Origin of the sequence: Microbacterium sp. NPDC058269 (genome assembly GCF_042881445.1) — a bacterium.
GTDB lineage: Bacteria > Actinomycetota > Actinomycetes > Actinomycetales > Microbacteriaceae > Microbacterium.
In genome coordinates this window covers 293,183-318,170 of sequence record NZ_JBHVXT010000001.1, presented here as the reverse complement: position 1 = coordinate 318,170, position 24,988 = coordinate 293,183, and the positions used below count along the sequence as shown (strand labels likewise).

At 68.7% G+C, this 24,988-nt stretch carries 26 protein-coding genes and 1 tRNA gene; 11 read left to right on the top strand and 16 right to left on the bottom strand.

Annotated elements, in window-relative coordinates; genetic code table 11:
- The 7 genes from ACFVWL_RS01480 to idi are packed head-to-tail and all read right to left on the bottom strand — an operon-like array spanning position 1 to position 5,689.
- On the bottom strand, positions 1-894 hold the full coding sequence (locus tag ACFVWL_RS01480; protein ID WP_387177653.1) for a prenyltransferase: 894 nt from the start codon (positions 892-894) through the stop codon (positions 1-3).
- Positions 891-1,235, bottom strand: coding sequence for a lycopene cyclase domain-containing protein (locus ACFVWL_RS01475; protein WP_387177651.1), 345 nt, complete (start codon positions 1,233-1,235; stop codon positions 891-893). Before ACFVWL_RS01475 ends, ACFVWL_RS01480 begins: the two co-directional genes overlap by 4 nt.
- Entirely contained in the window at positions 1,232-1,579 is a 348-nt protein-coding gene (locus ACFVWL_RS01470; RefSeq protein ID WP_387177649.1) for a lycopene cyclase domain-containing protein, read from the bottom strand. The genes ACFVWL_RS01475 and ACFVWL_RS01470 overlap by 4 nt, the downstream gene beginning before the upstream one ends.
- Positions 1,579-3,180, bottom strand: a complete 1,602-nt coding sequence (crtI, locus tag ACFVWL_RS01465; protein WP_387177647.1) for a phytoene desaturase family protein — start codon at positions 3,178-3,180, stop codon at positions 1,579-1,581. Before crtI ends, ACFVWL_RS01470 begins: the two co-directional genes overlap by 1 nt.
- Complete coding sequence (locus ACFVWL_RS01460) at positions 3,177-4,085, bottom strand: phytoene/squalene synthase family protein (RefSeq protein WP_387177645.1); 909 nt, start codon at positions 4,083-4,085, stop codon at positions 3,177-3,179. The genes crtI and ACFVWL_RS01460 overlap by 4 nt, the downstream gene beginning before the upstream one ends.
- Positions 4,082-5,164, bottom strand: coding sequence for a polyprenyl synthetase family protein (locus tag ACFVWL_RS01455; protein ID WP_387177643.1), 1,083 nt, complete (start codon positions 5,162-5,164; stop codon positions 4,082-4,084). The genes ACFVWL_RS01460 and ACFVWL_RS01455 overlap by 4 nt, the downstream gene beginning before the upstream one ends.
- 3 nt (positions 5,165-5,167) lie before the next feature.
- Complete coding sequence (idi, locus tag ACFVWL_RS01450) at positions 5,168-5,689, bottom strand: isopentenyl-diphosphate Delta-isomerase (protein WP_387177641.1); 522 nt, start codon at positions 5,687-5,689, stop codon at positions 5,168-5,170.
- An 89-nt stretch (positions 5,690-5,778) separates the two neighbouring features.
- Here idi and ACFVWL_RS01445 point away from each other — a divergent pair, with 89 nt between their 5' ends.
- The gene (locus ACFVWL_RS01445) at positions 5,779-6,420 is read left to right on the top strand and encodes a MarR family winged helix-turn-helix transcriptional regulator (RefSeq protein WP_387177639.1); all 642 of its coding nucleotides are present in this window, start codon (positions 5,779-5,781) and stop codon (positions 6,418-6,420) included.
- Between the two features lie 44 nt (positions 6,421-6,464).
- On the opposite strand, the gene ACFVWL_RS01440 is transcribed toward ACFVWL_RS01445, so the two are convergent.
- The 3 genes from ACFVWL_RS01440 to ACFVWL_RS01430 form a co-directional block, all read right to left on the bottom strand.
- Positions 6,465-6,809: an Lsr2 family protein gene (locus tag ACFVWL_RS01440; RefSeq protein ID WP_387177637.1), complete on the bottom strand. Its 345-nt coding sequence runs from the start codon at positions 6,807-6,809 to the stop codon at positions 6,465-6,467.
- A 96-nt stretch (positions 6,810-6,905) separates the two neighbouring features.
- Positions 6,906-7,766, bottom strand: a complete 861-nt coding sequence (locus tag ACFVWL_RS01435; protein WP_387177635.1) for a LuxR C-terminal-related transcriptional regulator — start codon at positions 7,764-7,766, stop codon at positions 6,906-6,908.
- A gap of 127 nt (positions 7,767-7,893) precedes the next feature.
- Positions 7,894-8,406 carry a methylated-DNA--[protein]-cysteine S-methyltransferase gene (locus ACFVWL_RS01430; protein WP_387177633.1) on the bottom strand — a complete coding sequence of 171 codons (513 nt, stop codon included), beginning with the start codon at positions 8,404-8,406 and terminating at the stop codon, positions 7,894-7,896.
- A gap of 179 nt (positions 8,407-8,585) precedes the next feature.
- On the opposite strand from ACFVWL_RS01430, the gene ACFVWL_RS01425 reads away from it, so the two are divergent.
- Positions 8,586-12,305, top strand: a complete 3,720-nt coding sequence (locus ACFVWL_RS01425) for an AAA family ATPase (protein ID WP_387177631.1) — start codon at positions 8,586-8,588, stop codon at positions 12,303-12,305.
- Positions 12,298-12,504 (top strand): hypothetical protein, encoded by a 207-nt coding sequence (locus tag ACFVWL_RS01420; RefSeq protein ID WP_387177629.1) that lies wholly within the window; start codon positions 12,298-12,300, stop codon positions 12,502-12,504. Before ACFVWL_RS01425 ends, ACFVWL_RS01420 begins: the two co-directional genes overlap by 8 nt.
- A gap of 88 nt (positions 12,505-12,592) precedes the next feature.
- On the opposite strand, the gene mscL is transcribed toward ACFVWL_RS01420, so the two are convergent.
- The 3 genes from mscL to ACFVWL_RS01405 are packed head-to-tail and all read right to left on the bottom strand — an operon-like array spanning position 12,593 to position 13,923.
- A complete protein-coding gene (mscL, locus tag ACFVWL_RS01415; RefSeq protein WP_387177627.1) occupies positions 12,593-13,015 on the bottom strand; it encodes a large conductance mechanosensitive channel protein MscL in 423 nt (140 codons plus the stop codon).
- A gap of 24 nt (positions 13,016-13,039) precedes the next feature.
- Positions 13,040-13,312, bottom strand: a complete 273-nt coding sequence (locus ACFVWL_RS01410; RefSeq protein ID WP_387177625.1) for an FmdB family zinc ribbon protein — start codon at positions 13,310-13,312, stop codon at positions 13,040-13,042.
- Between the two features lie 14 nt (positions 13,313-13,326).
- Positions 13,327-13,923 carry a 5-formyltetrahydrofolate cyclo-ligase gene (locus tag ACFVWL_RS01405; protein WP_387177623.1) on the bottom strand — a complete coding sequence of 199 codons (597 nt, stop codon included), beginning with the start codon at positions 13,921-13,923 and terminating at the stop codon, positions 13,327-13,329.
- A gap of 41 nt (positions 13,924-13,964) precedes the next feature.
- On the opposite strand from ACFVWL_RS01405, the gene galU reads away from it, so the two are divergent.
- The 8 genes from galU to ACFVWL_RS01365 all read left to right on the top strand — a co-directional run bounded on the left by galU (position 13,965) and on the right by ACFVWL_RS01365 (position 22,094).
- Positions 13,965-14,852, top strand: a complete 888-nt coding sequence (gene galU / locus ACFVWL_RS01400; RefSeq protein WP_387177621.1) for a UTP--glucose-1-phosphate uridylyltransferase GalU — start codon at positions 13,965-13,967, stop codon at positions 14,850-14,852.
- A gap of 43 nt (positions 14,853-14,895) precedes the next feature.
- Positions 14,896-15,507, top strand: a complete 612-nt coding sequence (locus ACFVWL_RS01395) for a GNAT family N-acetyltransferase (protein ID WP_387177619.1) — start codon at positions 14,896-14,898, stop codon at positions 15,505-15,507.
- A gap of 93 nt (positions 15,508-15,600) precedes the next feature.
- Positions 15,601-16,446 carry a hypothetical protein gene (locus ACFVWL_RS01390; RefSeq protein ID WP_387177617.1) on the top strand — a complete coding sequence of 282 codons (846 nt, stop codon included), beginning with the start codon at positions 15,601-15,603 and terminating at the stop codon, positions 16,444-16,446.
- 52 nt (positions 16,447-16,498) lie between these two features.
- A tRNA-Ala gene (locus ACFVWL_RS01385) sits at positions 16,499-16,571 on the top strand.
- 140 nt (positions 16,572-16,711) lie between these two features.
- The gene (locus tag ACFVWL_RS01380) at positions 16,712-17,425 is read left to right on the top strand and encodes a GntR family transcriptional regulator (RefSeq protein WP_387177614.1); all 714 of its coding nucleotides are present in this window, start codon (positions 16,712-16,714) and stop codon (positions 17,423-17,425) included.
- Between the two features lie 162 nt (positions 17,426-17,587).
- On the top strand, positions 17,588-20,296 hold the full coding sequence (locus ACFVWL_RS01375) for a LamG-like jellyroll fold domain-containing protein (protein WP_387177612.1): 2,709 nt from the start codon (positions 17,588-17,590) through the stop codon (positions 20,294-20,296).
- The gene (locus tag ACFVWL_RS01370) at positions 20,293-20,700 is read left to right on the top strand and encodes an LPXTG cell wall anchor domain-containing protein (RefSeq protein WP_387177610.1); all 408 of its coding nucleotides are present in this window, start codon (positions 20,293-20,295) and stop codon (positions 20,698-20,700) included. The genes ACFVWL_RS01375 and ACFVWL_RS01370 overlap by 4 nt, the downstream gene beginning before the upstream one ends.
- Positions 20,697-22,094, top strand: a complete 1,398-nt coding sequence (locus tag ACFVWL_RS01365; protein ID WP_387177608.1) for a HupE/UreJ family protein — start codon at positions 20,697-20,699, stop codon at positions 22,092-22,094. The genes ACFVWL_RS01370 and ACFVWL_RS01365 overlap by 4 nt, the downstream gene beginning before the upstream one ends.
- A 54-nt stretch (positions 22,095-22,148) precedes the next feature.
- On the opposite strand, the gene ACFVWL_RS01360 is transcribed toward ACFVWL_RS01365, so the two are convergent.
- The 3 genes from ACFVWL_RS01360 to ACFVWL_RS01350 are packed head-to-tail and all read right to left on the bottom strand — an operon-like array spanning position 22,149 to position 24,897.
- Complete coding sequence (locus ACFVWL_RS01360; RefSeq protein ID WP_017828893.1) at positions 22,149-22,688, bottom strand: hypothetical protein; 540 nt, start codon at positions 22,686-22,688, stop codon at positions 22,149-22,151.
- Positions 22,685-23,617 (bottom strand): agmatinase family protein, encoded by a 933-nt coding sequence (locus ACFVWL_RS01355; protein WP_387177606.1) that lies wholly within the window; start codon positions 23,615-23,617, stop codon positions 22,685-22,687. Before ACFVWL_RS01355 ends, ACFVWL_RS01360 begins: the two co-directional genes overlap by 4 nt.
- 2 nt (positions 23,618-23,619) lie before the next feature.
- A complete protein-coding gene (locus ACFVWL_RS01350; protein WP_387177604.1) occupies positions 23,620-24,897 on the bottom strand; it encodes a DUF445 domain-containing protein in 1,278 nt (425 codons plus the stop codon).
- Between the last annotated feature and the right edge of the window lie 91 nt (positions 24,898-24,988).

Sequence of the window (24,988 nt, the reverse complement as noted above, 5' to 3'; positions counted from 1 at the left end):
TCAGGAGATCCAGGCGAGGATGAGGATCATCGTCGCGAGGAAGCCGGCGAAGTAGTTCAGGGCGATGAATCGCCGCCAGGCACGGTTCGTGGAGGCGGAGGTCTCGTCGGTCACGTTCCACCACGGTGCCGCGTTCACGACATAGGGCAGAGCCAGTGCCGCCGCGAGCGGGCCGGGCCAGGGGGTCAGCAGCATCGCCGCTCCCGCGATCACCCACAGCGAGAGCGACAGGCGGACGGTCGCCCGTGCTCCGATGACGGTGGCGATCGACGAGATCCCGGCTTCGCGGTCCGGGCCGATGTCCTGCACGGCACCGAAGGCGTGGGCGGCCATGCCCCAGAGGAAGAAAGCGCCGAGCGTGATCACCGTGCCGACGGTCGCGGGTGACCCGGCCAGCGTGAGACCGACGATCGCCGGGCTCACGAAGTGCGTGCTCGATGTGACGGAATCGAGGAACGGGCGCTCTTTGAACCGGAGGACCGGGGCGGAGTAGGCGATCACCGCGAACACGCTCACCGCCAGCCAGAGCCACGACGAGGGGTTCCCGACGGCCACGAGATAGACGAGGAAGGGGAGGTTCGCCACCGCCGCCGCCCAGAGCGTCGCCCCATGGATCCGAGGGGCGAGGAGCGCCCCCTCGATCCCGCCCTTGCGAGGATTGGCCAGATCCGAGGCGTAGTCGAACACGTCGTTGATCCCGTACATCGCGAGGTTGTAGGGGATGAGGAAGTACAGGGTGCCGATCACGAGAGTGAGGTCTATCTCCCGCGTGCTGAGGAGATAGGCGGCCGCGAACGGGAAGGCCGTGTTGATCCAGCTGATCGGACGCGACGACAGCACGATCTGGGCGATGTCGCGTCCGATGCTGTTCGACGGGGCGGCGGCGGTGCTCATCGTCGCTCCTCCTCATCGACCGATCGACGATCCGGGGCTCGCCGTCGGGCGCGCATCGCCGTCCACACCGCGGGAAGGAGCAGAGCACCGGCAAGCGGGTAGGCGAAATCCTCGATCGGTGCCAGTCCGATGTGCACGCCGAGCAGTGGATCCTGTGCGTAGTGGAACAGGCCGCTGGCGATCATCGCGGTGTCGAAGGCCGCGGTGAGCACGAACAGCACGATCACCGTCAGCAGCACGGCGAGAGGGCGCGGGCCTTGCCGGCGGGAGGCGAGCGCGAGCCCGGCACCCCCGAGCGCCGCGACGGCCACGAACCAGGAGGAGAGCTGGAGGTAGGTCATGATCCATCACCTTTCGCGCGCCGCTGCTCTCCGAGCCGGGAGAGCACCCGTGCCGCGCCGGTGTAGATCACCATGGTGCACACCACGAGGAACAGCAGGAAGACCGGCTCCTCGATGGGCAGCTCGGGAGCGAGGACTACGCCCGTCGCGATCGCGCCATCTCCTCGGAAGAAGATCCCGTTGGCGATGCCGGCCACATCCCAGACCAAGAAGAAGACGAGGCCGACGACCGTCACGACCATGGCCGACAACGCATCGCGCCAGAAGAAGAGTCGGAACCGCCAATCCAGCAGCAGCATGCATCCCAGCGACAGGAGGAGGGCCGCCAGGTACACCACGCCCATCAGGACGCCTCCGTCCCGACAGGCGAAGGTTCAGAAACCGGGAGGGGGCCGGGGGAGTGATCGTCGCGGATGCGCTTGAGGACGATCTCCGCACTGATCAGACACATCGGAACGCCGACACCCGGCGCGGTGGTGGCTCCGGCATAGAACAGGCCCTGCACGCGCTTGGAAGTGTTCTGCGCCCGGAACATCGCGCTCTGCGAGAGGATGTGCGCCGGTCCCAGCATGCCTCCACGCCAGGAGTGGTAGTCGTCGCGGAAGTCCGCAGGGCCTGTCGTCTCGCGCACGACGATGCGTTCGCGGAGATCGGGGATGCCGGCCCAGGTCGCGACCTGATCGATCGCCGCGTCGGCGGCACGTTCGATCGCGGGTGACCCCGTTCCGTCAGGTCCGCCGTGTCCGAGCTCGACGTCCGCAGGCACGGGGATCAGCACGAACAGGTTCTCGTGGTCGACGGGGGCCACGTCGGGATCCGTCGCGCTCGGTCGGCACACGTAGATCGACGCCGGGTCGGGCACGGTCGGGGTCGCGCCGAAGATCGCGTCGAAGTTCGCATCCCAGTCATCGGTGAAGAACAGGGAGTGGTGGGGAAGCTCCGGGAGTGCGCCGCGAACACCGAGCATCACGAGGACCCCGCCCGGTCCGCTGGTGCGCCTCGCCCACCACGCTTCGGGGTAGGTCTGCAGCGAAGGCGGAAGCAGTACGGTCTCGGTGTGGTGCAGGTCGGCCGCGGACACCACGAGGTCGGCGCTCTCGACGTGCGAGGAGCCCGCGCCGTCGACCCAGCCCACACCGGTGACGTGCGTGCCGTCGGCGCCGTCCTGCGTGCGTATCCCGGTGACCTGCGCCCCGGTCACGATCCGTGCTCCCGCGTCGAGCGCGAGCGCTTCGATACGTTCGATCACGCGCCAGAAGCCGCCCTGCGGGTAGCTGACGCCCTGGTCGAGGTCGAGCGCGCTCATGAGGTGGTACATCGCCGGCGCGTTCCGGGGGTCGGTGCCGAGGAAGACCGCCGGGTAACCGAGGATCTGGCGCACGACCGGGTGCGAGAAGCGCCGGGCGGCGAAGGACTGCAGCCTGGTGCCGAGCAGGGCGGACAGCCGAGGCAGCGCCCGAAGGACTTCCGGGGCGAGAAGCGACCGCATGCGGGTGAACGGGTTGTAGAGGAAGTACTTCTGCGCCATCGCTCCGGCATGCTGCGCGGAGTCGAGGTAGGAGTCGAGCGCCGCCGTCGATCCGGGCTCCAGCTCTTCGAAGAGGCGGGTGACCTGATCGCGTCCCGCGGGTACCGTCACGGGAGCGGACGGGGCGTTGTCGGTATCGGGGGCGCGGAACACCCGGTATCCCGGGTCGAGTCTGACGAGGTCGAGCTGTTCGGCGGTGGTGGTGCCCATCATCGCGAAGAAGTGGTCGAACACCTCGGGCATCAGGTACCACGAGGGGCCGGAGTCGAAGCGGAAGCCCTCGCGTTCGATCGTCCCGGCACGTCCGCCGACGCGGTCGTTCTTCTCGAGTACGACGACCTCGTGTCCGTCCCGAGCGAGCAGGCCCGCGGTCGCGAGGCCGGCGACTCCCGCGCCGATGATCACCACCCGGCTCATCGGTCGCGTTCCATCGAGGTGACGAGGACGGAGCGAGCGGCGAGGGCGGCCTTGATCGGATCGGGAACCCGCACCCGCCGACGGTAGAGGACATCGGCCGGGGTCCTGGACACGCGACGGGTCAGGGCCGCGAACAGGGCCAGGGCGCTGCGCACCGCTGCACGGGCGTCCTTCGGCAGCAGCGGGATCGCCTCACGCGCATCATCCAGCTGTCGGAACACGGTGCCGACCCATGCATCGCGGTCGGCATCCGTCAGACGCGCGGTCCCGCCGAGGTAGCCACGGTGCAGGCGATCGGTGTCGTCGGCGAGGTCGCGCAGGAAGTTCACGTTCTGGAAGGCGGCTCCGAGCTGTCGGGCTCCGTGCCGCAGCGTCTCGAGCTCGTCGGGCGTGCGGTCGGCGTCGCGCAGGAAGACCTGCAGGCACATGAGGCCCACGACCTCGGCGGAGCCGTAGACGTACGCCGCGTGGGCATCGACGTCGTAAGCGGCGAAGCCGGCGTCTTCGTCGATGTCTGCACGCATCGAATCGAAGAACGGCTGCGTGAGCTCCTCGCCGATCCCGCACTCCCGTGCGGTCCGTGCGAAGGCGTGCAGGATCAGGTCGCTGCTGTACCCGCTGCGCATGGAGCGATGCGTCGCGGCGACGTAGGAGTCGAGCGCGGCCGATTGCGCGGTGACATCCAGCCCTGCTTCGGCAGCTACGCCGTCGACGATCTCATCGGCGATGCGCACCATCGCGTAGATGTTGCGGACGTGCTGGCGGTGGCGCTTTCCGAGAAGGCGGGTGGCGAGTCCGAACGACGTCGAGTATGTGCGGATGACATCTGTCGTCGCGATCTCTGCCGTGCGGTTGAAGCGCCGCAGGGCGGTATCGTCCGAGCGATCAGCCGAGTTCGCGGTCATCGGTTGCGGCTTCCGACACGGGAGGCGAGCGCGCGGATGGCCTGCGCGGCCGCAGCCGGGAGCATGTCTTCGGCTTCGGCGTGCCTGAGGGCGGTGTCCGCCGCTTCGAGGTGCTCCTGCACGAGACCTCGGACGAAGGCCTCCGAGCCGCATTCCCGGAGGCGGTCTCGGGCGTCCGCTCCGTCTGTCGGGCTGAGGTCGGGCCTGCCGAAGTGCAGCTCGATCCCTTCCCACTGGCTGGTCATGCGGGCATAGGCGATGATCGCGGTCTCCTTGCCCTCGCGCAGATCCGAGAACGGATCTTTGCCGTGCTCATCGGGGTCGCCGAAGACCGAGAGCAGGTCGTCCTGCAGCTGATAGGCGAGGCCGAGGTGTCGTCCGATCACGGCGAGGTGTTCTTCGACGGCAGCAGAGGATCCGGCGAGTACTGCGGCGGCGCGCAGCGGGAGCACGAACGAGTAGGTCGAGGTCTTGTATGCGCTCGTGGAGAGGATCGTCCGCAGATCGGGGGCGATGATGCCGTCGCTGAGCGCGACATCGGCGTGCTCGCCGGCCACCGTCTCGAAGATGGTCTGCTCGAGCAGGCCGAGGAGCCGTTCTCGCGCGTCGTCCGTGACGTGTGCACGGGCGAATCCCAGCACGGCGGAAGACAGGAGCAGGTCTCCGAGGAGAATCGCACTCGAGCGGGCCCAGTGCATGGCGGGTTCGGTCGGCTCTTCCGGACGTCCGGCGACGAGCGCCCCGATCAGATTGGGGCGACGTCGCCGCATCAGATCACCGTCGATGACATCGTCGTGCAGAAGGAAGGCGAAGTGGAGAAGCTCGACGTGGGCGGCGACATCGATGGCGACGTGCGTCTCGTCGGCCGTCAGAGTCCCCGGCGCCAGCGCGTGGGCCAGATCCAGGAGCAGACGGGGCCGGATGAGCTTGCCACCGAGCGCGTGCTCCTCGGCGGCCTGCCACAGCCCGACGAACTCGCTGCCGTACTGTTCGGCAGCGGCGCTGCGCTCGGAGAACCGGTGTCGCAGGGCCTCTTCGATCCGCGTTCCGAGCGATTCCTCCGTCGTCGTCGAACTCATCGGTCACACCTCGCCGAGTCGCCGCAGCAGCGGCAGCTGCTCGACGAGCCAGGGGCTGAAGGCGAAGGGCGCATGCGTCACGGCCTCGACCAGTGAACCGACGTCGATCCACGTCCATTCGGACACCTCGTCGGGATTGGCGATGGGGTCGCCGTCGAAGATCGCGACATGCACGGGGCAGATCTCGTTCTCGACGATGCCGCTTGCGTCCACCGCGCGATACCGGTAATCGGGGAGAGCCAGGTGAACATCGTCGAGCTGTATTCCGAGTTCGCCGACGCCGTGGCGACGCACCGCGTCGGCCATGGCCTCATCGGGTCGCGGATGACCGCAGAAGCTGTTCGTCCAGACGCCCGGCCAGGTCTTCTTCGCGAGCGCTCGACGGGTCAGGAGCAGACGGCCGTCGCGGTCGAGGACGTAACAGGAGAAGGCGAGGTGCAGGGGAGTGTCGGTCGTGTGGACTTCGCTCTTCGGGAGGGTGCCGACGGCGGTCCCGTCTTCGGCGAGGAGGGTCACGTCATCCATGGCATCTCCCTGACCTTGAGCCTTTCAGAATTAGCTAACTTGGTGAGTAGTCAACTTAGCATGAAACTGTTGGTGTGTAACATGATCGCATGGACACGGAGCCCGGCACCACCCCGCACGCGGGCGCGCAGGAATCGCTCTCCGTCGTAGACGAAGGATCTCGCCACTCTGGAGATGCTCCGGACGGCCTCACCCACGCGGCCATCTACGATGTCGACGCGAGTGATCCCCGCAGTGTCCTGATCGACCGAACGGGAGTGCCGCCGGAGGAGCTGAAGCAGATCGCGCGGGTCATGGAGTCCCTCGCGGGGTTGCGCGAGGCCGAGCAGACGCTCTCCCAGGCGTCACGTCGCTATATGCGTCTGAACGAGACGGACATGCGCGCGCTGCACTACCTGATCGTGTGTGCGAACCGGAACCTGGTCGCGACGCCCGGAGGGATCGCGCACCACCTCGGTGTCTCGACCGCGGCGACCACCAAGCTCCTCGATCGCTTGGAGAAGGGAGGGCACATCACTCGTGCTCCTCACCCGACCGACCGCAGGGCGCTGCAGATCACCATCACCGCCGAAACTCGGCACGCCGCCATGGAGACAGTCGGTCGTCAACAGGCGAAGCGTTTCTACTCAGCGGCCCGTTTGACACCCGCGGAAAGGGACGTCGTGATCCGGTTCCTCACGGATATGACCGACGAGATCACACTCCGCGACGAGCCGTGGTTGCAGGACTAGTCTCCTGCAGGACGAAGGTCTCGAATCGAGATCTCAGGCCGCGGTCAGTGTGCGGCGTTGTATGCGTCCACGACCTGCGCAGGAATGCGGCCACGTTCGGAGAGCTTGTGCCCATTCTCGTTCGCCCACGCGCGGATCGCTGCGACTTCCGGGTTCCTCGCAGGCCGCTTACGGCTTGCGGAAGAGCGCGGTGAGCTCGAAGAACCGGCCCTGCGCCCCGCAGCCACGTATGGCTCGAGGGCGTTGCGCAATTCGTCGGCATGCGCCGTATTCAGGTCGATCTCATATGCCGTGCCATTGAGCGAGAAATGTACGGTCTCGCCTTCTCCGACTTCCAGGACGCTTCCGTCGATGTCGTCGACCAGCTGATGCACAATTCGTCTCGCCATACGGGGGACTTTACTCTCTTCCGAGGAAATGCGACAAGTCGGAATGGTGAGTCGCATTAATTCGATTCCTGCGACGTAACAATTCGGTTCTCCCGGTCAGGGAAGAAGACCGGCTCGTCGTGCTCTGGCGACAGCGGCGTGGCGGGTGGAGGCGTCGAGCTTCGACATCGCGGTTCCGAGGTACGCCTTGACCGTGCCTTCGCGCAGTCCGAGCTGCGCGGCGATCTCGGCATTGGTCGAACCGAGCGCAGCGCACGCGAGCACATCGGTCTCCCGCGGTGAGAGACGGATCGTGGGGATGGGACCGGAGGCGGTGGCGGCACCCGTTTCGCCCGCGAGGGTCATCAGGCGCCGCTCGACGTGCGCAATCCTGGCGCGGATCTGGACGTCGTCCACGGATGCGGCGATGCTCCGGAGCTCCGCGAAGCTCTGACGCAGCTCCTCGCGCTGGGCCGGTGCCACGACGTCGTCGCCGGGCTTCGTCTCCTGCAGCCGCCGCTGCACCTCGTCGCGGATGCGCAGCTCATCAGCGACGGACTGCGCGACCTGCATGGCGGGAGCGGTGGTCACCCCTCCCACCCGCTCCTCATCCCACCCACCGGCATAGAGCACTCCGCGCGAGCGCCCCTGAACGACGATCGGGAGGGCGAGAAGTGTTCGCAGCCCCTCGCCCAGCACGAACACGTCGTAGTCGTGGGTGATCTGCTGGGATGACCCGTAGTCGCTCGTCATCCGGGGACGGAGCTCCATCATGGCCCGACCGCCGAGTCCGCGTTCCGGTCGTACCCGTAGTCCGTCCAGCGATCGCGTGCGTGCGCCGACGATGCTGGTGACGCTCACCACGCCCTCTTCGATGAGGCCGCCGAAAGCGACAGGGAAGCGCGTGCGCCTGGCGAGCTCGCGCACGGCATGGGCGACGAGATCCGCCTCGGATTCGCGGGTGACGGGTGAGGACACGACTACCTACTTCCGGGGTGACGACGCAGTTCCCCGTTACGTAGCGTCACGATATCACTGGCGTCGTCGTGTCGTGCGTGGGCCCGGCGGCCTACTCGCCGGGCCCACGACGTCGTCTGCCGAACGCTCAGCCCGCTTCGAGGTCGAGCAGGAACCGCTTGCGCTCGGGATGCGCTCCGTACTGCCCTGCGCTTCCGTCTGATCGCACGACGCGGTGCACCGGCACGATGATCGAGAAGGGAGTGATGCGGCACGCCGTGCCGACGGCGCGCGCAGCACCGGGATGCCCGGCGAGGACCGCGACCTCCCCGTAGCTCATCGTCTCTCCCCACTCGATGCCGCAGATCGTCTGCAGTGCGGTCAAGGCGAACCCGTCGACGAGTCGCCAGTCGAGCCGGAGGCGCTCTTCGAAGCGCACCGGCTCGCCGTCGAAGTATTCGCCGAGAAGATGCGCGAGTTCGTCGGCGGCGCCGGGTTCGGGCTCGGGTACTGCCCCCAGCTGGCGGGAGACGCCTTCGAGCAGCCAGGGGACGTGCGGGTCTTCGGATTCGGAGAGGTCGAATCGAACGATGCCCTCGTCGGAGAACACCGCGAGAGCATCGCCGAACGGCGTCGGCGCGAAGTCGTAGCGGAAGGTCATGCCCCCATCCTGACCGCCTGCCCCCGCTCCGAGCCCCACGCCCGCCGCGCCACGTGGAGAACACGACCGGTACCCACGTCGGGCAGGAGGAGTGCGCGTCGCTCATCGCGCGGCGGAAATTCGGCGGAAACCCGCCTGGGATACCCCGCCTCGGCGAGTCTCGCGCCTAGGGTGTCATTGTGTGGCGACGTGAGAACAAGTCTGCGGACGACACAGCGGTGAACCCTGCTGTGCCGATCGGCGACCTGCACGTCAGCACCACGGGCTTCGAGATCGCGCACGCGGCAGAGTCCGAGCGCACGCGTCTGAGGGCGGAGGCGGCCGATCTCGGCGGCGCGTCGCCGCTGGTCAGCTTCCGTGACAGCCCGGAGTCCGGCATCGACATCTCCAAGGCGCACCCGGGGAGTCTGCCGCAATTCATCACCGGCAAGTCCACCCTTCTCTCGAACCTCTTCCGCGATGAGGTCGGGCTGCGCACGGCACGACTCGCGGCGGAGCGGATCACGGCGAAGAACACCGAGCTGCGCACGGTCCGTGGCATCGAAGCCGTGCACCTCGCCGTCGGCGTCGCCCGATGGCGCATCGGGGGAGCAGGTTTCGCCGCTCCCGTGCTGTTGCGCCCGCTGGCGATCCGCCGACACCACTCCGACTTCGAGCTGAAGCTCCAGGGCACCTTCGAGGTGAACCCCGAACTCGTGCGCATCGCGCGCGACCACTTCGGTCTCACCATCGACGCCGCGGCCCTCGCCGCCCTGGCCTACGACGGCGGCATCTTCAAACCCCAGCCCGTGATCGACAGCCTGCGTGCGATGACGCGCTCGATCGACACCTTCTCGGTCGAACCGCGGCTGGTCGTCTCGACGTTCGCCGATGTGTCGGGCGTGATGTCCCGTGACGGCGGCAGCCTCGATCATCCGGTGCTGAACGCCCTCGCCGGGCATGTGGGAGACCGTGAGCAGGTCACTGCTCCACGGGCCGCTCCGCATCACGTCGGCCCGGACGACCGGGCCCCGGCATCCGACAACCTCCTCCTCGATGCCGATGCAGAGCAAGAGGCGGTCCTCGCCCGTATCGCTGCGGGGCACTCCTTGACCGTCGCGACGCTTCCGGGGACCGGTGGGACCCAGACCGTGATCAACGCGCTCGGCGAGCTGGTTCGCGGCGGCAAGCGCGTACTCGTCGTCTCCGCCCGTCGCTCCACGCTGGACGGCGTTCGCCACCGCCTCGCGGGGATCGGGCTCGACAGCCTGGCGATCTCGCCGGCGAGCGTGCGACGCGACCTGGTCAGGGCGATCGGACGCAACGAGAAGGCGACGGCCCCCAAGGTCGGCGAGGTGGACGACGCGCTCGTGCGTCTGCGCACCGTCCTGCGCGACTACCGCCAGGCGCTCAGCGCGCCCGTCGCCGGTATGGGCGCTTCGGTCCTCGACGCGACCCGTCAGCTGACGCGGCTGGCTTCGCTGCCTGTGCCGCCGTCGACAACGGCCCGACTCGGACCCGATGCACTGCGCCGTCTCGCCTCCGATCGCAGCGAGGCCGCCGAGGCTCTCGCTCAGGCCGCCCGTCTCGGCGAGTTCCGCTTCGGTCCGAACGACTCGCCCTGGTACGGAGTGACCTTCTCCAGCACCGAGGCCGCGCGTTCGGCGCATGAACTCGCCGGGCGCCTGCATTCGGACAGCGTGCCCGCCCTCCTCGAGCGCGGCTACGAGCTGATCGCCCAGACGCACATGCGACCGTTCGCGACCATCGACGAGCTCGGTGAGTACCTGCGGCTGCTGCAGGGAATCCGCGATTCCCTCGACCGCTTCAGCCCGACGGTGTTCGAGCGTCCGCTCGGGGAACTCATCCAGGCCCACGGCTCGCGCCGCGACGCCCCCGGCATGTCGGGCGCGAACCGGCGGCGGCTGCGGCGTCTCGCGAAGGAATACGTGCGTCCCGGCGTGCACGTCACGGAGATGCACGAGGCGCTGCTGCGCATACAGGCTCAGCGCACGCAGTGGCAGCGCTGTGTCGAGGCGGGCGTCGCACCGGAGATCCCGCTCGGTCTCGCCGACGTGTCCGCCGCCTGGCAGCGGGTCGAGGCTGAGCTCGCCGAGCTCGACATCGCACTCGGTCGCCGTGAGCCGCTGGCGTCGCTCCCGGTGGCGCGACTTGTGCGCACCCTCGCAGGACTCGCCGCGAAGTCCGACGTGTTCGAGAACCTCGTCGAACGCGCCCAGCTGCGCGATCACCTCGCTCTTCTCGGGCTCGAACCGCTGCTCGCCGAACTCTCCGTGCGTCATGTCTCGGAGTCGCAGGTGGGGGAGGAGCTCGAGTTCGCGTGGTGGCAGTCCCTTCTGGAACGCGCGCTGCAGGACAATCGTGCCCTCCTCGGTGCGAACACCGCCGTCGTCGACCGCCTCGAGCGGGATTTCCGTCTGGTCGATGAGGCGCACGCCGCCATGGCCGGGCCGCTGCTCGCGTGGCAGCTGGCCAACCAGTGGCGCATCGCGATCGTCGATGAGCCGCAGCAGTCGCAGCACCTGCGCCATGCGCTGACCCAGTCCGCGACGACGACCGCGCAGGTCGTCAGCGCTGCGCCCACCCTCGTCGATGTGCTCGCACCCGTATGGATCTCGTCGCCGTACCTGGTACCCGAGATCCCGGACTCCGTGGAGTTCGACACCGTGATCCTGGTCGATGCCGCAGCGATCAACCTCGCAGAGGCCGCTCCGGCCATCCGGCGCGCACGCCAGATCGTCGCGTTCGGCGACCCGGTGACGCAGCGCCCCACCCCGTTCCGCATCGCGGTCGACCCCGAGGAGTCGTGGGAGCCTGAGGTGCCGTTCGACGACGTCTCGGCCTTCGAGCGGCTCTCCGAACTCCTGCCGGTGATGACCCTGACCCGCAGCTACCGCGCGGGCGGCGAGGACCTCGCAGAACTCATCAACGATGCGTTCTACGGTGGCGAGATCGTCTCCCTACCGTGGGCGGGCTCGTACCTCGGTCGCGGCAGCCTCACCGTCGACTACGTGGAGGGCGGCACGGGAACACCCGACCCGATCTCCGGCGCGGTCGAGAGCCCGGATGCCGAGGTCGCCAGGGTCGTGACCCTCGTGGTCGAGCATGCCGTGCACCGTCCGTCGGAATCGCTGATGGTGGTGACCGCGAGCGCCCGCCATGCCGAGCGGGTGCGCGCCGCCGTCACCTCGGCGTTCGCCGGACGCTCCGACGTGGCGGACTTCGTCGGCCGCGACACGGTCGAGCCGTTCGCGGTGCTGACCCTCGAGGAGTCGGTCGCCGAGAGTCGCGACCGTGTGATCTTCTCGCTCGGCTTCGGCCTCACCAAGCACGGCCGCGTCCTGAGCGACTTCGGCGATCTCTCCACCCCGGACGGGGAGCGACTCTTGACGGTCGGGATGACCAGGGCCCGCCGGTCGATGGTCCTCGTCTCCTCGATCCGCCCCTCTTCGTTCGACGACGGACGCCTGGAGCACGGAGCGGCGACCCTGATGTCGATCCTCGGCGGTCTCGCCGCCCGGAGCAGGGATGCGCGGCTGGAAGACCTCGCTGATCCGCTCACGCTCGCCCTCGCCCGAGAGCTGCGACGGCTCGGCGCATCGGTGGACGTCGACTATCGCGGGCTGCTGCCGCTGGTCGCGCAGCACGGTGGCAAGGCGGTCGTGATCGAATCCGACCCGGAGTCGCGCGGCGAATCCTTGCGCGAGACGTTGCGGTTGCGGCCGCACGTGCTCCGTCGGTTGGGCTGGCACTACGTGCGCGTGCACGCCTTCGATCTGTACAGCGACCCGGTGACGGCCGCGACCCGGATCGCCGCTGTGCTCGGCATCTCGGAGTCCGCCCCGCGTGCGGAGAACGACACGCAGCCGATCGACATCGCCGACACCCAGAATGACTGAGGAGTCCGACGCCGCGACGCCACACCAACGCGTGGTGCGGGTCCCCGGCTCTCGGCGTGCGCGCCTCACCCCTGTGCCGGGAAGCGACCCGGAACCGGAGTCGGCTGCCGCGGAGACGACGCCCCCGCGCGAGCGTCCGAAGGGCGCCAAGGGACCGAATGACGATCAACTGTTCCAGGACGTGCCGCCGCACTACTGAGCACGCCCGCGTCATCCGTGCCGCTATACGAGAAACGTACGGTCCCTCCGGAGAGGAACCGTGCGTCGCGTGGTGCAGACGGAGGCGGTCAGGCCCCGCGCTGCGCCTTGAGCAGATCGCGGATCTCGACGAGCAGCTCGGACTCGGTCGATGCGGCCGGCTCCTCCTCGGGCTCCTCGGCCGGGGTGCCCTTGCGGGCCTCGACCCGAGCCTTGAACGTGTTCATCGGCAGCACGAAGACGAAGTAGACGACGGCGGCGACAGCGAGGAAGCTGATGATCGCCGAGATCAGGTCGCCGATCGGGAACGTCACCTTCTCGCCGTAGATGTTCGTGAGCTGGATGCCGAACTGGCCGGCCGCATCCGCCTTGAGGAAGAGCGAGATGAGCGGGTTGATGATGCTGTTCACGACGGCCGTGACGATCGCGGTGAAAGCCGTACCGATGACGACGGCGACGGCCAGATCGATGACGTTGCCGCGCAGCAGGAAGTCCTTGAAACCTTTGAGCATGGGATCCCCCAACAGATCGGGGCCTCAGGAAGAGGCCGGCGTCGACGCAGCCGCCGGTTTGGCGCTCGTCGTCGATTCCGTCTTCGATGATGCCGAACCATCCGTCGAACCACCGGATTTGGCGCGCGAGTCCGTGCGATAGAAGCCGGAGCCGTTGAAGGTCACGCCGATCGAGCCGTACTGCTTGCGCAGCGCGCCACCGCACTCGGGGCACACGGTGAGAGCGTCGTCGGCGAAGCTCTGCACGGCGTCGAACTTGTGTCCGCACGAGGTGCAGGCATAGGCGTAGGTGGGCATGGGGGTCCTTGCGGTCAGCGTCGCCGCGGCGACAGGGTGAGGGTCTGCGACGGGGTCACGACACCGTTCACCGGCTGGTCGTGCACCTCTCGCGGAAGTTCGTCGAGTACCTCGGAATCATAGATCACGGCATAGACGGGAGGGCACTTCTCCATCGAGCCGATGGTCTTGTCGAAGTAGCCGCGCCCCCAGCCCATGCGCATGCCGGTGCGGTCGACCGCTGCGGCGGGAACGATCATCAGATCGACGTCGTTGACGGCGATGGGGCCGAGGACTTCGCCGGTGGGCTCAGGCAGACCGAACAGCCCCTCGCCGACCTCGTCGTCGTCGGTCGCCACGGCCCAGTCCAGCAGCCCATCGGCGCGGGTGACGGGGAGGAGCACGCGGATGCCGCGGCGCACCGCCCTGGTGACGAACTCGCGGGTTCCCGGCTCGGTTGTGGTGGAGAGGAAGCACGAGATGGAGCGGGCGTCGAGCTCATCGATCAGCGCGTCGAGACGCTCGCCGATCGCGGCCGCCGCGGCGTCGCGCTGCGTGTCGGAGAGGAGTTGGCGTCGTTCGCGGAGTTCGGCACGGAGCGCGCGCTTCGCGTGTTCGACGTCGTTCGACATGGCTCCGAGTCTACGTCGGCGCTCACCACTAGGCTGGCAAGATGGCTGACCACAAGATCAAAGCCGTCATTCCCGCCGCAGGCCTGGGGACGCGATTCCTCCCTGCGACGAAGGCGATGCCCAAAGAGATGCTGCCCGTCGTCGACAAGCCGGCGATCCAATACGTCGTCGAAGAGGCGGCGAACGCCGGCATCGACGACATCCTCGTCATCATCGGCCGCAACAAGAACGCCATCTCCAACCACTTCGACTCCGTGCCGGAACTCGAGGTGAAGCTCATGGAGAAGGGCGACACCGGTCGTCTCGAGCGCGTGATGAAGTCGAGCGATCTCGCCGACATCCACTTCGTCCGCCAGGGCGAGCCGAAGGGGCTCGGACACGCAGTCCTGCGTGCGCGCACCCACGTCGGCGACAGCTCTTTCGCCGTGCTCCTCGGAGACGACCTCATCGACGAGCGCGACCCGCTCCTCACCGACATGATCGCCGAGCACGAGCGCTCCGGCGCCGCCGTGATCGCGCTCATGGAGGTCGACCCGGCCAACATCCACATGTACGGCGCGGCCGCGGTCGAGCCGATCGAGGGGCAGGCCGCCGTCCGTGTCACCGGACTCGTCGAGAAGCCGGCGCAGGAAGACGCTCCGTCCAACCTGGCCATCATCGGCCGCTATGTGCTCCCGGCCTCGGTGTTCGACATCCTCGAGCACACCGAGCCGGGCAAGGGCGGAGAGATCCAGCTCACGGACGCACTGCAGGTTCTCGCGACCGATCCCGAGGGCCCCGGCGTCGTCGGCGTCATCTTCGGCGGTCGCCGCTACGACACGGGTGATCGCGTCGACTACATCAAGGCGATCGTGCAACTCGCCGCGGACCGGGACGACCTCGGTCCCGAGCTGCGCCCCTGGCTCAAGGAGTTCGCGGAACGCCTCTAGGCGACTCTGCGGGCGTCGGTGCGGCATGGATCTGGCGGCGGGAATGCGACACGGACCCATAGAACTGCGGCTCGTCCGCGCGAAGGATGCGCGACCGCTGCAGCATGAGCTGCTCGCTAACCGGTCGTGGCTCCAGCCGTGGGAGGCGACCGTTCCTTACGGCTCGGTCTCGTTCGACATGAGGCTCAGCATCCGACGCCTGCTCCAGCAATACCGCGACGGCTCGGGCTATCCGTTCGTCATGGAGTACGACGGCGAGGTCGCGGGACAGCTGAACGTGTGGGGAGTCTCGCGCGGCTCGCTGTGCTCGGCCACGATCGGGTACTGGGTGAGCGAGAGGTTCGCCGGTCGGGGGATCACCCCGACCGCGGTGGCCATGGCCACGGACGCGTGTTTCACGGAGTACGGGCTGCACCGCATGGAGATCTGCATCCGGCCGGAGAATGCCGCGAGTCTGCGCATCGTGCAGAAGCTGGGATTCCGCTACGAGGGACTGCGTCGTCGTTACATCCACATCGACGGCGACTGGCGCGACCACTATGCGTTCGCCCTCACCAAGGAAGACGTGCCGCAGGGTGTGCTCGCGCGATGGCTCAGCGGTCAGGTGCCGCCCGACGCTGCGACCGTGCCGCCATCCGACCGCATCTCGTTCTGAAACGCGCCTTCGGAGGGAAGATCCGCACGGAGTCGCCGCGACACGCGCCCGTCTGTACGGCGCTGCCAGCTCCCAGCCCTTAGCGTTGTCGGTATGGACGGGCCGGTGCTGAGCGGAGGAGTGATCGTGCTCGTCGCCGTGCTGCTCTGGATGCTCTATCTGCTGCCTTCCTGGCGGGGGCGATTCCAGTACAACGCCGCCGAACGCAACGCCGTGAGACTGAATCAGGCCCTGCGTGTGCTCGCCGAGACGAGCGAGACTCCCGGCGAAGTGCGATTCGAGCTGAACGCCCGCACCGCGCTGGCCCAGCAGAAGCTGGCGAAGCGGGTGCAGTCCGAACGCGAAGCCGCCGAACTCGAGTCCCTGCGGGAAGAACTCGCGGCGACCAGGGCCGATCCCGTGATCCGACGGGCGCGGGCACGTCGACGCGTCCGTGTCGCCGCGACCAGCACGCTCCTGACCGGACTCGTCATCGCCGGGTTCGGCGTGTGGCAGCTGCTGGCCGCGGGAAGCTCGGTGCTGCTCTGGATCGGCGGTGCCGCGATCGTCGTCGCCGGTGTCGCCCTGCAGCGGATGGCCGCCGTCGCCGGCCGTGTCGCACGTGCCACGCACGTGGTGGCCGCTCCCGCTGCCCCGCGCGTCGCTCCGGAGCTGCACGACCAGGGGCGGGCGACCTGGACACCGCGTCCGCTGCCCGAGCCGCTGGTCTCGGTGGCCGGGTCTCGTGCTCAGGCCGCACAGGCTCAGCTGGAGGCCCAGGAAGAGCGCCGCAAGGCCGCACGAGTCGCGGCCCTGCGCGAGCGTGCGGAGCAGATGGCTCCCGAGGCTCCGGTGGCTCTGCCCGCGGCCTCATCGCCGTACGCGCGGATGGGATTCGTCGACGATGCCGAGATCGAGGCGCACGTGCGAGAACTCCTCTCGCGCCGCGCCGCCGGATGATCGTTCGCGGCGCGAACAGCTTCTCCGTCGTGATAGCTTAGATGTCGTTCACGGGCCTATGGCGCAGTTGGTAGCGCGCCTCGTTCGCATCGAGGAGGTCAGGGGTTCGAATCCCCTTAGGTCCACCGAACACTGAAGCCCCCAGGCACATGCCCGGGGGCTTCAGTCATCTCCGGGCGAGTGCACACGGCGTTAGAGTGAGCTGTGCCGTCGCAACCCGGAGCGTGCCGCTCGACAACGTCGTGGTGCGATTGCATGCGGTTCGATGAGTGAGGTGCTGGCGCGTCTGCGCGCACAGATCCTCGACGGGACCTATGCCGGGGGAGCCGGGCTTCCCAGCGAGATGGAGCTGGCTGCCCTGCACGGGGTGTCCCGACGGACGATCCGCACCGTGCTCGCCACTCTGGCGCGCCAGGGGCTGGTCGAGTCGCATCGGGGATCCGGGTGGTTCGTGCAGCCCAGCCAGCCGCAGGGGTTCGACAGGATGCGGTCGTTCACGCAGTGGGCGCGTGGTCGCGGACGCACTCCCGGCGGGCTCATCGTCGCACGGACGACGAGGAAGGCCACGGCGCGAGAAGCCCGACTTCTGGCGATCCGCGCGGATGCCGATGTCCTGACCTTCACCCGCGTCCGGACCCTCGACCACCGCGCGGTGATGGTCGAGCGCTCGACCTGGGCGCCGTGGGTGGTGCCGCACGTGGTCGACCTCCCGGATGATGTCGTCTCCACGACGCGGGTGCTCGCGGATGCCGGAATCGTGGTCTCGTCGGGAAACCATCGGATCGAGGCGGTGGCCGCAGCGACCGAGGATGCGCGTCTGCTCGAAATACGGAGATCCAGTCCGCTCCTGCAGGTGCGACGCGAGACCTTCGCCGCGAACGGCCGACCCGTCGAATGCGCCGAGGACCGCTACGTCCCGCACACCATCTCGTTCGAGGCGCAGGCCTTCGGCGCGGCTGCGCTGCCGGGCGAGGACTGAGCGCGTCCCGAACGAGCCGCGCCCACTGTGCGCACCGGGTCGCCCGGATCGACGCGCGGACGGTCGATGACATGTCGGCGTCGGTCGGCGTTCACCCCTGCGTCATCTTGCGGCGGTCGATTGGGGGAGTCCGATTTCTTCTCGTCTCACAGAGGATGCTCCGTGTCTCGTCGTAAACCGCCCGCCCCCGATCCGTCCCTCTCCCGCCGTGGATTCGCCCGGCTCCTGCGCCCCGCATCGCTCGTCGCCGTCGCCGCCTGCATCGCGGGGCCCGTACTCCCCACCGCCGCGGCCTTCGCCGCACCGGTCGTCACCACCTCGAACGCGGCGCCCCTCGCCGCGACCGATGCAGAGGACGCTCCTCCCGCCACCGAGACCGGCGGCACCATCATCCGCCTCGATGGCGACGCGCCGACGAGCGGTCAGGTGGGACGCGCTGTCGTGCTTCCCCCGGCCTCCGCGGTCGACGTCGACGGTTCCGCGAGCGAGCTCGTCGTCACGGTGAAAGATCCTTCCGGCGTCGTCACGATGGTCATGCCCGACGAGTCCGGCGCGTACAGGTTCACCCCGAGCATCCCCGGCGACTACGTCGTCGCGTACTCGATCAGCGACGCCGCAGGCGGCGTGAGCGAAGAGACCCGCACGGTCACGGTGACCGGGGCTCCGGATGCCGACACGGCGGCGGCTCCCCACGTGAGCGCGGCACCGGCCGTCGAGGCCGGAGGACCGGATGTGCGCTTCGCAGCGATCGGCGACATCCATGTCAACTGGGACGAGCTCGCCGAAGCCTACGATTTCTGGGCGCAGGAGAACGTGCAGAGCGCACTGTTCGTCGGCGACCTCACCAACAGCGCGACACCGGGCGAGTTCGCCGGCCTCAAGCAGACGATGGATTCGAAGGCCGGCCTGGGCATCCCTGCGATCGCGTCGCTCGGGAACCACGACGTCTCGGGCATCTCGTCGTACGACCTGTTCACCCAGGCGACCGGCGGCCAGAAGCCGAATGCGGATTACACCGTGAACGGCTACCACGTGATCACGGTGTCGCCGGGAAGCGGCACGATCGACCCCGACACGGGCAAGCCCTCGGGAGCGAGCAGCGGCAACTACGCCTACGCTCAGTCCTGGCTGCAGCAGCGGCTGGCTGCCGCCACTGCCGAAGACCCGAACAAGCCCGTCATGGTGCTGGTGCATCACCCGCTCCAGTGCACGCACTACGTCTCGAACGAGTGGTACGGCACCGGTCTTTCCAGCGGCTGCGGCGACGGCTTCCAGTCCGTGTTCGACGACTTCCCTCAGGCGGTCGTCTGGGGTGGACACATCCACACGCCGCAGAACATCCCGACCTCGATCTGGCAGGGTCAGGAGAACCGGTCCGGCGAGCGTTCGACCCAGGGATTCACCACCGTGAACGCGCCGCCGCTGGCGTACTACGAGTTCGAGTCCGGTGTCGTGAACTCGAGCCCGACCAGCCGTGGCAACGACACCACGCCCGATGACGCGGGCAACAACCGCCAGACGGCCATCGTCGAGATCACCGGCACCACCGTGACGATCAAGAACTATGACCTGCTCGCCGATCAGTGGATCGACCAGACCTGGACCTGGGACGTGGCCGATTCGGTCGATGAGACCAAGAGCTACGACGAACGGTTCCCGTTCAACAACACCTACCGCGCGGGTCAGTCCGCCGGTCCCGTCTGGCCGGAGGGCGCTGCAGTGACCGTCGGCGACATCGCGAGCACGAAGGCGATGGCCTCCTTCCCGCAGGCCGTGCCCGCTCCGAACTCCGTCGGCGACATCGTGCACAAGTACCGCTACTCCACGGTCGACGTGGCCACCGGAGAGGAGGTGAACTCCTTCCTGCAGTGGTCGGGCTTCTACAACCTGCCGATGCCGGCCGACCGCAGCCACGAGGTGTGGAATCTGCTCCCCGGACGGGAGTATGAGGTTCGGGTCACCCCGATCAACGCCTGGGGCAAGGAGGGTGCCGCGCTCACGACGCGGTTCACGAGCACGGAGGGCGGTGGTGGTGAGGGTCCGTTCGACCCCAGCAGCCTGACCTTCGACGACCTCCGCGCCGCGGTGCCGACGGCGGATCTCCTGGACGTCGGGTTCGCCGGAGGCACGGCGACCGATTCCTCTCCGGCCGCACGTCCGCTCACCGTGGGTGCCGATGCCCGGATCGAGAGCGATTCCGCCGTGGGAGCCGACGTCGTGATCGGCGCGGAAGGAGCAGCCACCGGCATCCGCACGCCGAAGTGGACCGACGCCGAGTATGCGGCGCTGCAGGACGGGTTCACGCTCGACACGACGTTCCGCCTCGACTCGATCGCAGGCGGCTACGTCGACGTGTTCGGCGGTATGCAGAGCGGCGGTATCGGCCTCGAAGCGGTCGGCACCAGCCCGACGACCTACGAGCTGCAGTTCTGGTACGCGTCACCGCGCCCGGCGGTCAGCCTGAAGTACGGCCAGTGGTACCACGTGACCGCCTGGTACGACGGGCATGATGCGCGGCTGTATGTCGACGGCGTCCGCAAGGCCGAGACCGAAGGCGTGTCCTTCTCCGTCAAGCCCAGCTCGGCCGAAGCGCGCTACATGGTGATCGGCGGCGACGCGAACACCTCGGGCTCTCTGGACGACTCGACCATGGACGGACGGATCGCCGGTGTCGAGATCTACAGTGCTCCGCTCGCGGACAAGGATGTGTATCGGGTCGCGACACGGGAACTCACCGCACTCGACACGATGCCGCCGCTCGTGCGCGTCGCCCCGGAGCCCCCGGGCGAGGTCACCGTGGGAACGGCGTACACCGCTCCGCGTGCCGAAGCCGTCGACAACTCGGGGCGCGTCAGCACCATCCTCGAGTGACCGACCCTTCGGGCGCTCCGGTGGAGGTCGACGACCCGGCGTCCGGTCTGCGGGCGCTCGCCGCGGCGGCAGGTGACGGATACACCTTCACGCCGACCGCGACCGGCACGTACACCCTGAAGTACATCGCGACCGACGCTGCCGCTCGACAGAACCAGGTCACGTTCACCGTGACATCGACCGCCGGCTCGGAGGGCGGTAACCCCGGTGGCAACCCGGGCGGCGGAGGCGCGGGGGGAGGAGCGAACCAGGGCGGAGGTTCCACCGGCGGCCCCTCCGATCCGCTGGCGGCGACCGGTGGCCCTGCCCCGACGATGCTCGCCTTCGCCGGACTGCTGCTGCTCGCCGGAGGCGGCGTCCTGCTCCGCCGGCGGATGCTGCGCCGCCCGGAGGGACAGGAATGAGGACGGGGCGTCGGCATCCGGGAGCGCGCCCGCGCACCCGGCCGGCGATCCGCACCCTGGTCGCCGGAGTCGTCGCCCTCACCGGGGTCGCCGTCAGCGTGATGCTGACGGCGGCCCCGGCCGCGGCGCACAGCTATGCGGCGACGGTCTTCGCCGATGTGTCCGAACCCGAGCGCGGCGTCGTACGCACCGTGCTCGACATCGAGTACGTCCTGCTCGCGACCGACGGAGCGCGGGCGATGGGCGACACGGCCTTCGAGCAGGAGGCCTACGCCGACGTGCAGGCGAGTGGCCGGGATCCGGAGAAGCTCACACCCGCAGTGCTCGACGATCATGCCGACTCCGTCGAGGGATACGTGCTGCCTCGGTTCTCGGTGAGCGTGGCGCAGGACGGGGAGTCGTCGCAGGCGTGCCCCAACGCCGTGGTGGCGCCCTACGAGATCGTCATCCGGGACGGCGTGCCGCATGCGCGCCTGGTGATCGAAGCCGACTGCACGGCGCAGGTCGAGGCGATGCCCGTGCCGTATCGGATCACGACCGCGCTGTTCCCGGGAACGGCTCCCGGGGGCATGACGACGACGATCGTCGACTACGACGTGCGTTCGGGGGCGGGCGTGGCCAGTCTCGACACCGACACGAACCCCTCGATGGTCACCACGACCGACTGGGGCTCTCGGATGGGTGAGTTCCTCGTGCTGGGGGCAGAGCATCTGCTGCTCGGCCCCGACCACCTGCTGTTCCTGCTGGCACTGATCATCGGATCTCGCCGGCTCAGGGACATCGTGCTGGCGGCGACGGCGTTCACGGTCGCGCACTCGGCGACCTTCATCCTCGCCGCCCTCGGGGTGGTGAGCATTCCCGCGTGGATCGTGGAGCCGGCCATCGCCCTGTCGATCGCCGTCGTCGCGCTCTGGGAGATGCGACGGTTCCGGCGTGCCAGGCGGGCAGGTGCGATGGGAGCGGACGGGACGCTTCGGCCCCTGTCCGGGAAGCCCCAGGGTCCTCTCGGCGAGCAGCCGCTCGTCGGGGGTGGCGGGAGCGCTGTCGCCGTGCGGGAGCGGATCCTCGCGGCGCCGGCATCCGCACCGGTGGTCGACGGCTTCACCCGAGGGGATCTGCTGCGCATCGGCGTGGTCTTCGCCTTCGGGCTGATGCACGGCGTGGGCTTCGCCGGAGCGCTGGGAATCGACGAGCCGTTCTCGTGGGATCTGCTCGGGGCGTTCCTCGTCTTCAACGTGGGCATCGAACTGGCGCAGCTTCTGGTGATCGCGGTGGTGTTCCCGCTGTTCGTGCTGCTGCGGCGGCGGCTGCCCTCGGCGGGATTCTGGATCGCCGCGGTCGTCGCTGCCGTCGGGCTGTTCTGGTTCGTCGAGAGGCTGATCGCCGGAGCCTGACCGGTGCACCCGCCTCCGTGGCGGAGGCGGGTACACCGGCCCCGAGGAGTTCGTTCACGACGAGGGTGCGCTGGCCTCGAGGAGCAGCCGAAGTCGTGCTTCAGGGCTGCCGGTGATCGTGATCGTGCGGGGGAGAAGGCCGTCGCGATCGAGATCGTCGACGAGCTCGGGCAATGCTTCGTCCATCGCGAGGCGCAATGCCGGGTCTTCGTCATCGGGCACGTGGATGATCCTGGCAGCCTCCAGCGGCACGATCGCGAGGAGATCGATGTCGGACATCGATGCCTCCACGAGAGCGGTCGCGCGCGGGAGGAGGTCGCCGTCGCTGCGCCCGAGCCGCTCCAGCGCAGTGAGATAGGCGAGGAAGTCGAGCGGTCCTCGTTCGCTGATGACCGAAGACCAGCTGGCCGATTCCTGCACCCGTGAGGCGGTGACGCGCAGCTGCCGGGCGAAACTCCGCTCGCCGGTCGGGTCGTCGAGGTCGAGGTCGTCGAAGGGGTCGGTGAGGACGCGGAACTCGGGTCGGATGGCGTGGAAGTCCGAGATCAGCGTGCTCTTGCCGCTGGCATGCGTTCCCGAGACGACGATCCTCATCCGCGTGCGGCGAGGCCGGCGAGCAGCTCCAACACGCACAGCGCCGCCAGGCGCACGGTGCGGGCGTCGTCGGCGTCGGCGGTCGCATCGACCTCGGCGAGGTCGGCGCTCACCACACGGGAGTCCGAGGCCACGGCACGCGTGAGCGCCCGAAGCTCCCAGGCCTGCAGTCCGCCGGGAACGCTCGCGGGGCAGCCGGGGGCCACCGAGCGGTCGCACACGTCGACGTCGATGTCGAGGTGGATCCGCGGATCGGCTCCTGCTCCTGCGACGTCCAGGGCCTCAGCGATCACGTCGTCGATGCCGCGGCGGCGGAGCTCGTCGAGGGTGATCACGCGAATGCCCCAGTCGGCTGCGCGCCGGGCGTAGGCGGCGGAGTTCGCGAAGTCGGCGATGCCGATCTGCACGATCCGTGTCGGGTCGATCCGGGTGGTGTCGACCGGCGACGCGGCGGGGATGTCTTCCACGAGGCGCCGCACCGGGGTGCCGTTGGAGACGCCGTCACGCAGGTCGAAGTGCGCGTCGAACGTGATCAGTCCGGTGGCCTCGGCCCCGAGCGCCGTCGGATAGGTGAGCGAGTTGTCGCCGCCGAGCGCGATGACGAGCTTCGCGGCCGCGGCGAGTTCGCGCACGCGGGAGATGACCCGCGCCTCGCCGGCAGAGCCGTCGGGGTCGGCGACATCACCGGCGTCGGCGATGCGCAGCACCTCGCCGAGCTCGATCGCGGGCGGCCCCATCAGCGTCGTCCCATAGCGGGGGAGAGCCTCGCGGATCGCGGCCGGCGTCGCGTGCGCTCCCGTCGGCGACAGCGAGGTGCGCCAGGTCGGCACTCCGAGCACGACGGCGTCGGCGGTGCCGTCGAATGCGGGCCAGGATCCGGCACGCGGCCAGAGCGGGTCGTTGCTGAGCTGTGCGGTGCGGGGGCTCATGATCAGACTCCGGGGATCAGGGCGTGGGCGATGGAGAAGATGACCAGACCCGCCAACGCACCGACGAACGTGCCGTTCAGTCGGATGTACTGCAGGTCGCGGCCGACCATGAGCTCGATCTTCTCGGTCGTCTCGGCCGGGTCCCAGCGCTCGACGGTGTCGGTGATGATCGAGGCGATGTCGTGCCGGTAGCGGTCGACGAGGAACACGGCCGCGTCCGACACCCAGGTGTCGACGCGGTGCTGCAGTGTGGTGTCGGTCGTGAGGCGTTCTCCGACCTCCTGCAGGGCCTGTACCGCGCGGCGGCGCAGACCGCTCTCCGGATCGGCGAGGGCGGTGAGCAGACCGTTCTTCGCGGTGTTCCACGCCTCGGCCGCGAGGGCTCCGACACGGGGACTGTCGAACAGCGAGGCCTTGGCGTTCTCGAGCTTCGCGCGGGTCGCCGGGTCGTTCTGCAGACTGTCCGCCAGACGCGCCAGGTAGCCGTCGACGGCCAGGCGTGCGGGGTGACGGGGGTCGGCCTGAACGGCATGCACGAACTTCATCGCCTCGTGATAGACCGTGTCGTCGACGAAGCGATGCGCGAGCTTCGGCACCCACCCGGGCAGGCGACGGGAGACGAGTCCGCTGAACGACTCGGCATTCGCATCGAGCCAGCGCGCGATGCTGTCGGCGGCCAGGTCGACCGCGCCGTGATGGGCATCGGCTTCGACGATCTTCTCGAGCCAGGCTCCGGCGGGAGGGCCCCACTCGGGGTCGACCAGGTGCTCGCGGGCCAGATCGGTGATGAGGTCTCGCACGTCGTCGTCGCTGAGCGCATTGAGCACGGCCGTGGCGATCGTCGCGCCCTCGGCGCCCACCCGCTCGGCGTGCGGAGCCTCGCGCAGCCACTCACCGGCGCGCAGGGCGATCTGCGTGCTCGACAGCTTGGTGCGCACGACCTCGGCCGCGAGGAAGTTGGTCTCGACGAACTCCCCGAGCGTGCGACCGATCTCGTCCTTGCGGTTCGGGATGATCGCCGTGTGCGGGATGGGCAGTCCGAGCGGACGACGGAAGAGCGCGGTCACCGCGAACCAGTCCGCGAGGGCACCCACCATGCCGCCCTCGGCAGCGGCACGGACATAGGCGAGCCCATCGAACCGCTGCTGGAAAGCGAAGGCGAACACGAAGACGACGGCCATGAACACCAGGGCTCCGAGGGCGACGGCCTTCATGCGTCGGAGCGCGCGGAGGCGCTCCTGGTCGGCGGGCGAGAGCTGCGTCATCGGTGTTCGCGGCATGTCGTCATCCTTTCACGCCCCTGCCTCGATGGCCGCGGGTATCGATGGCGCGGTGTCTGGGCGCTCAGACAGCCCCACACAGCGGCAGGCG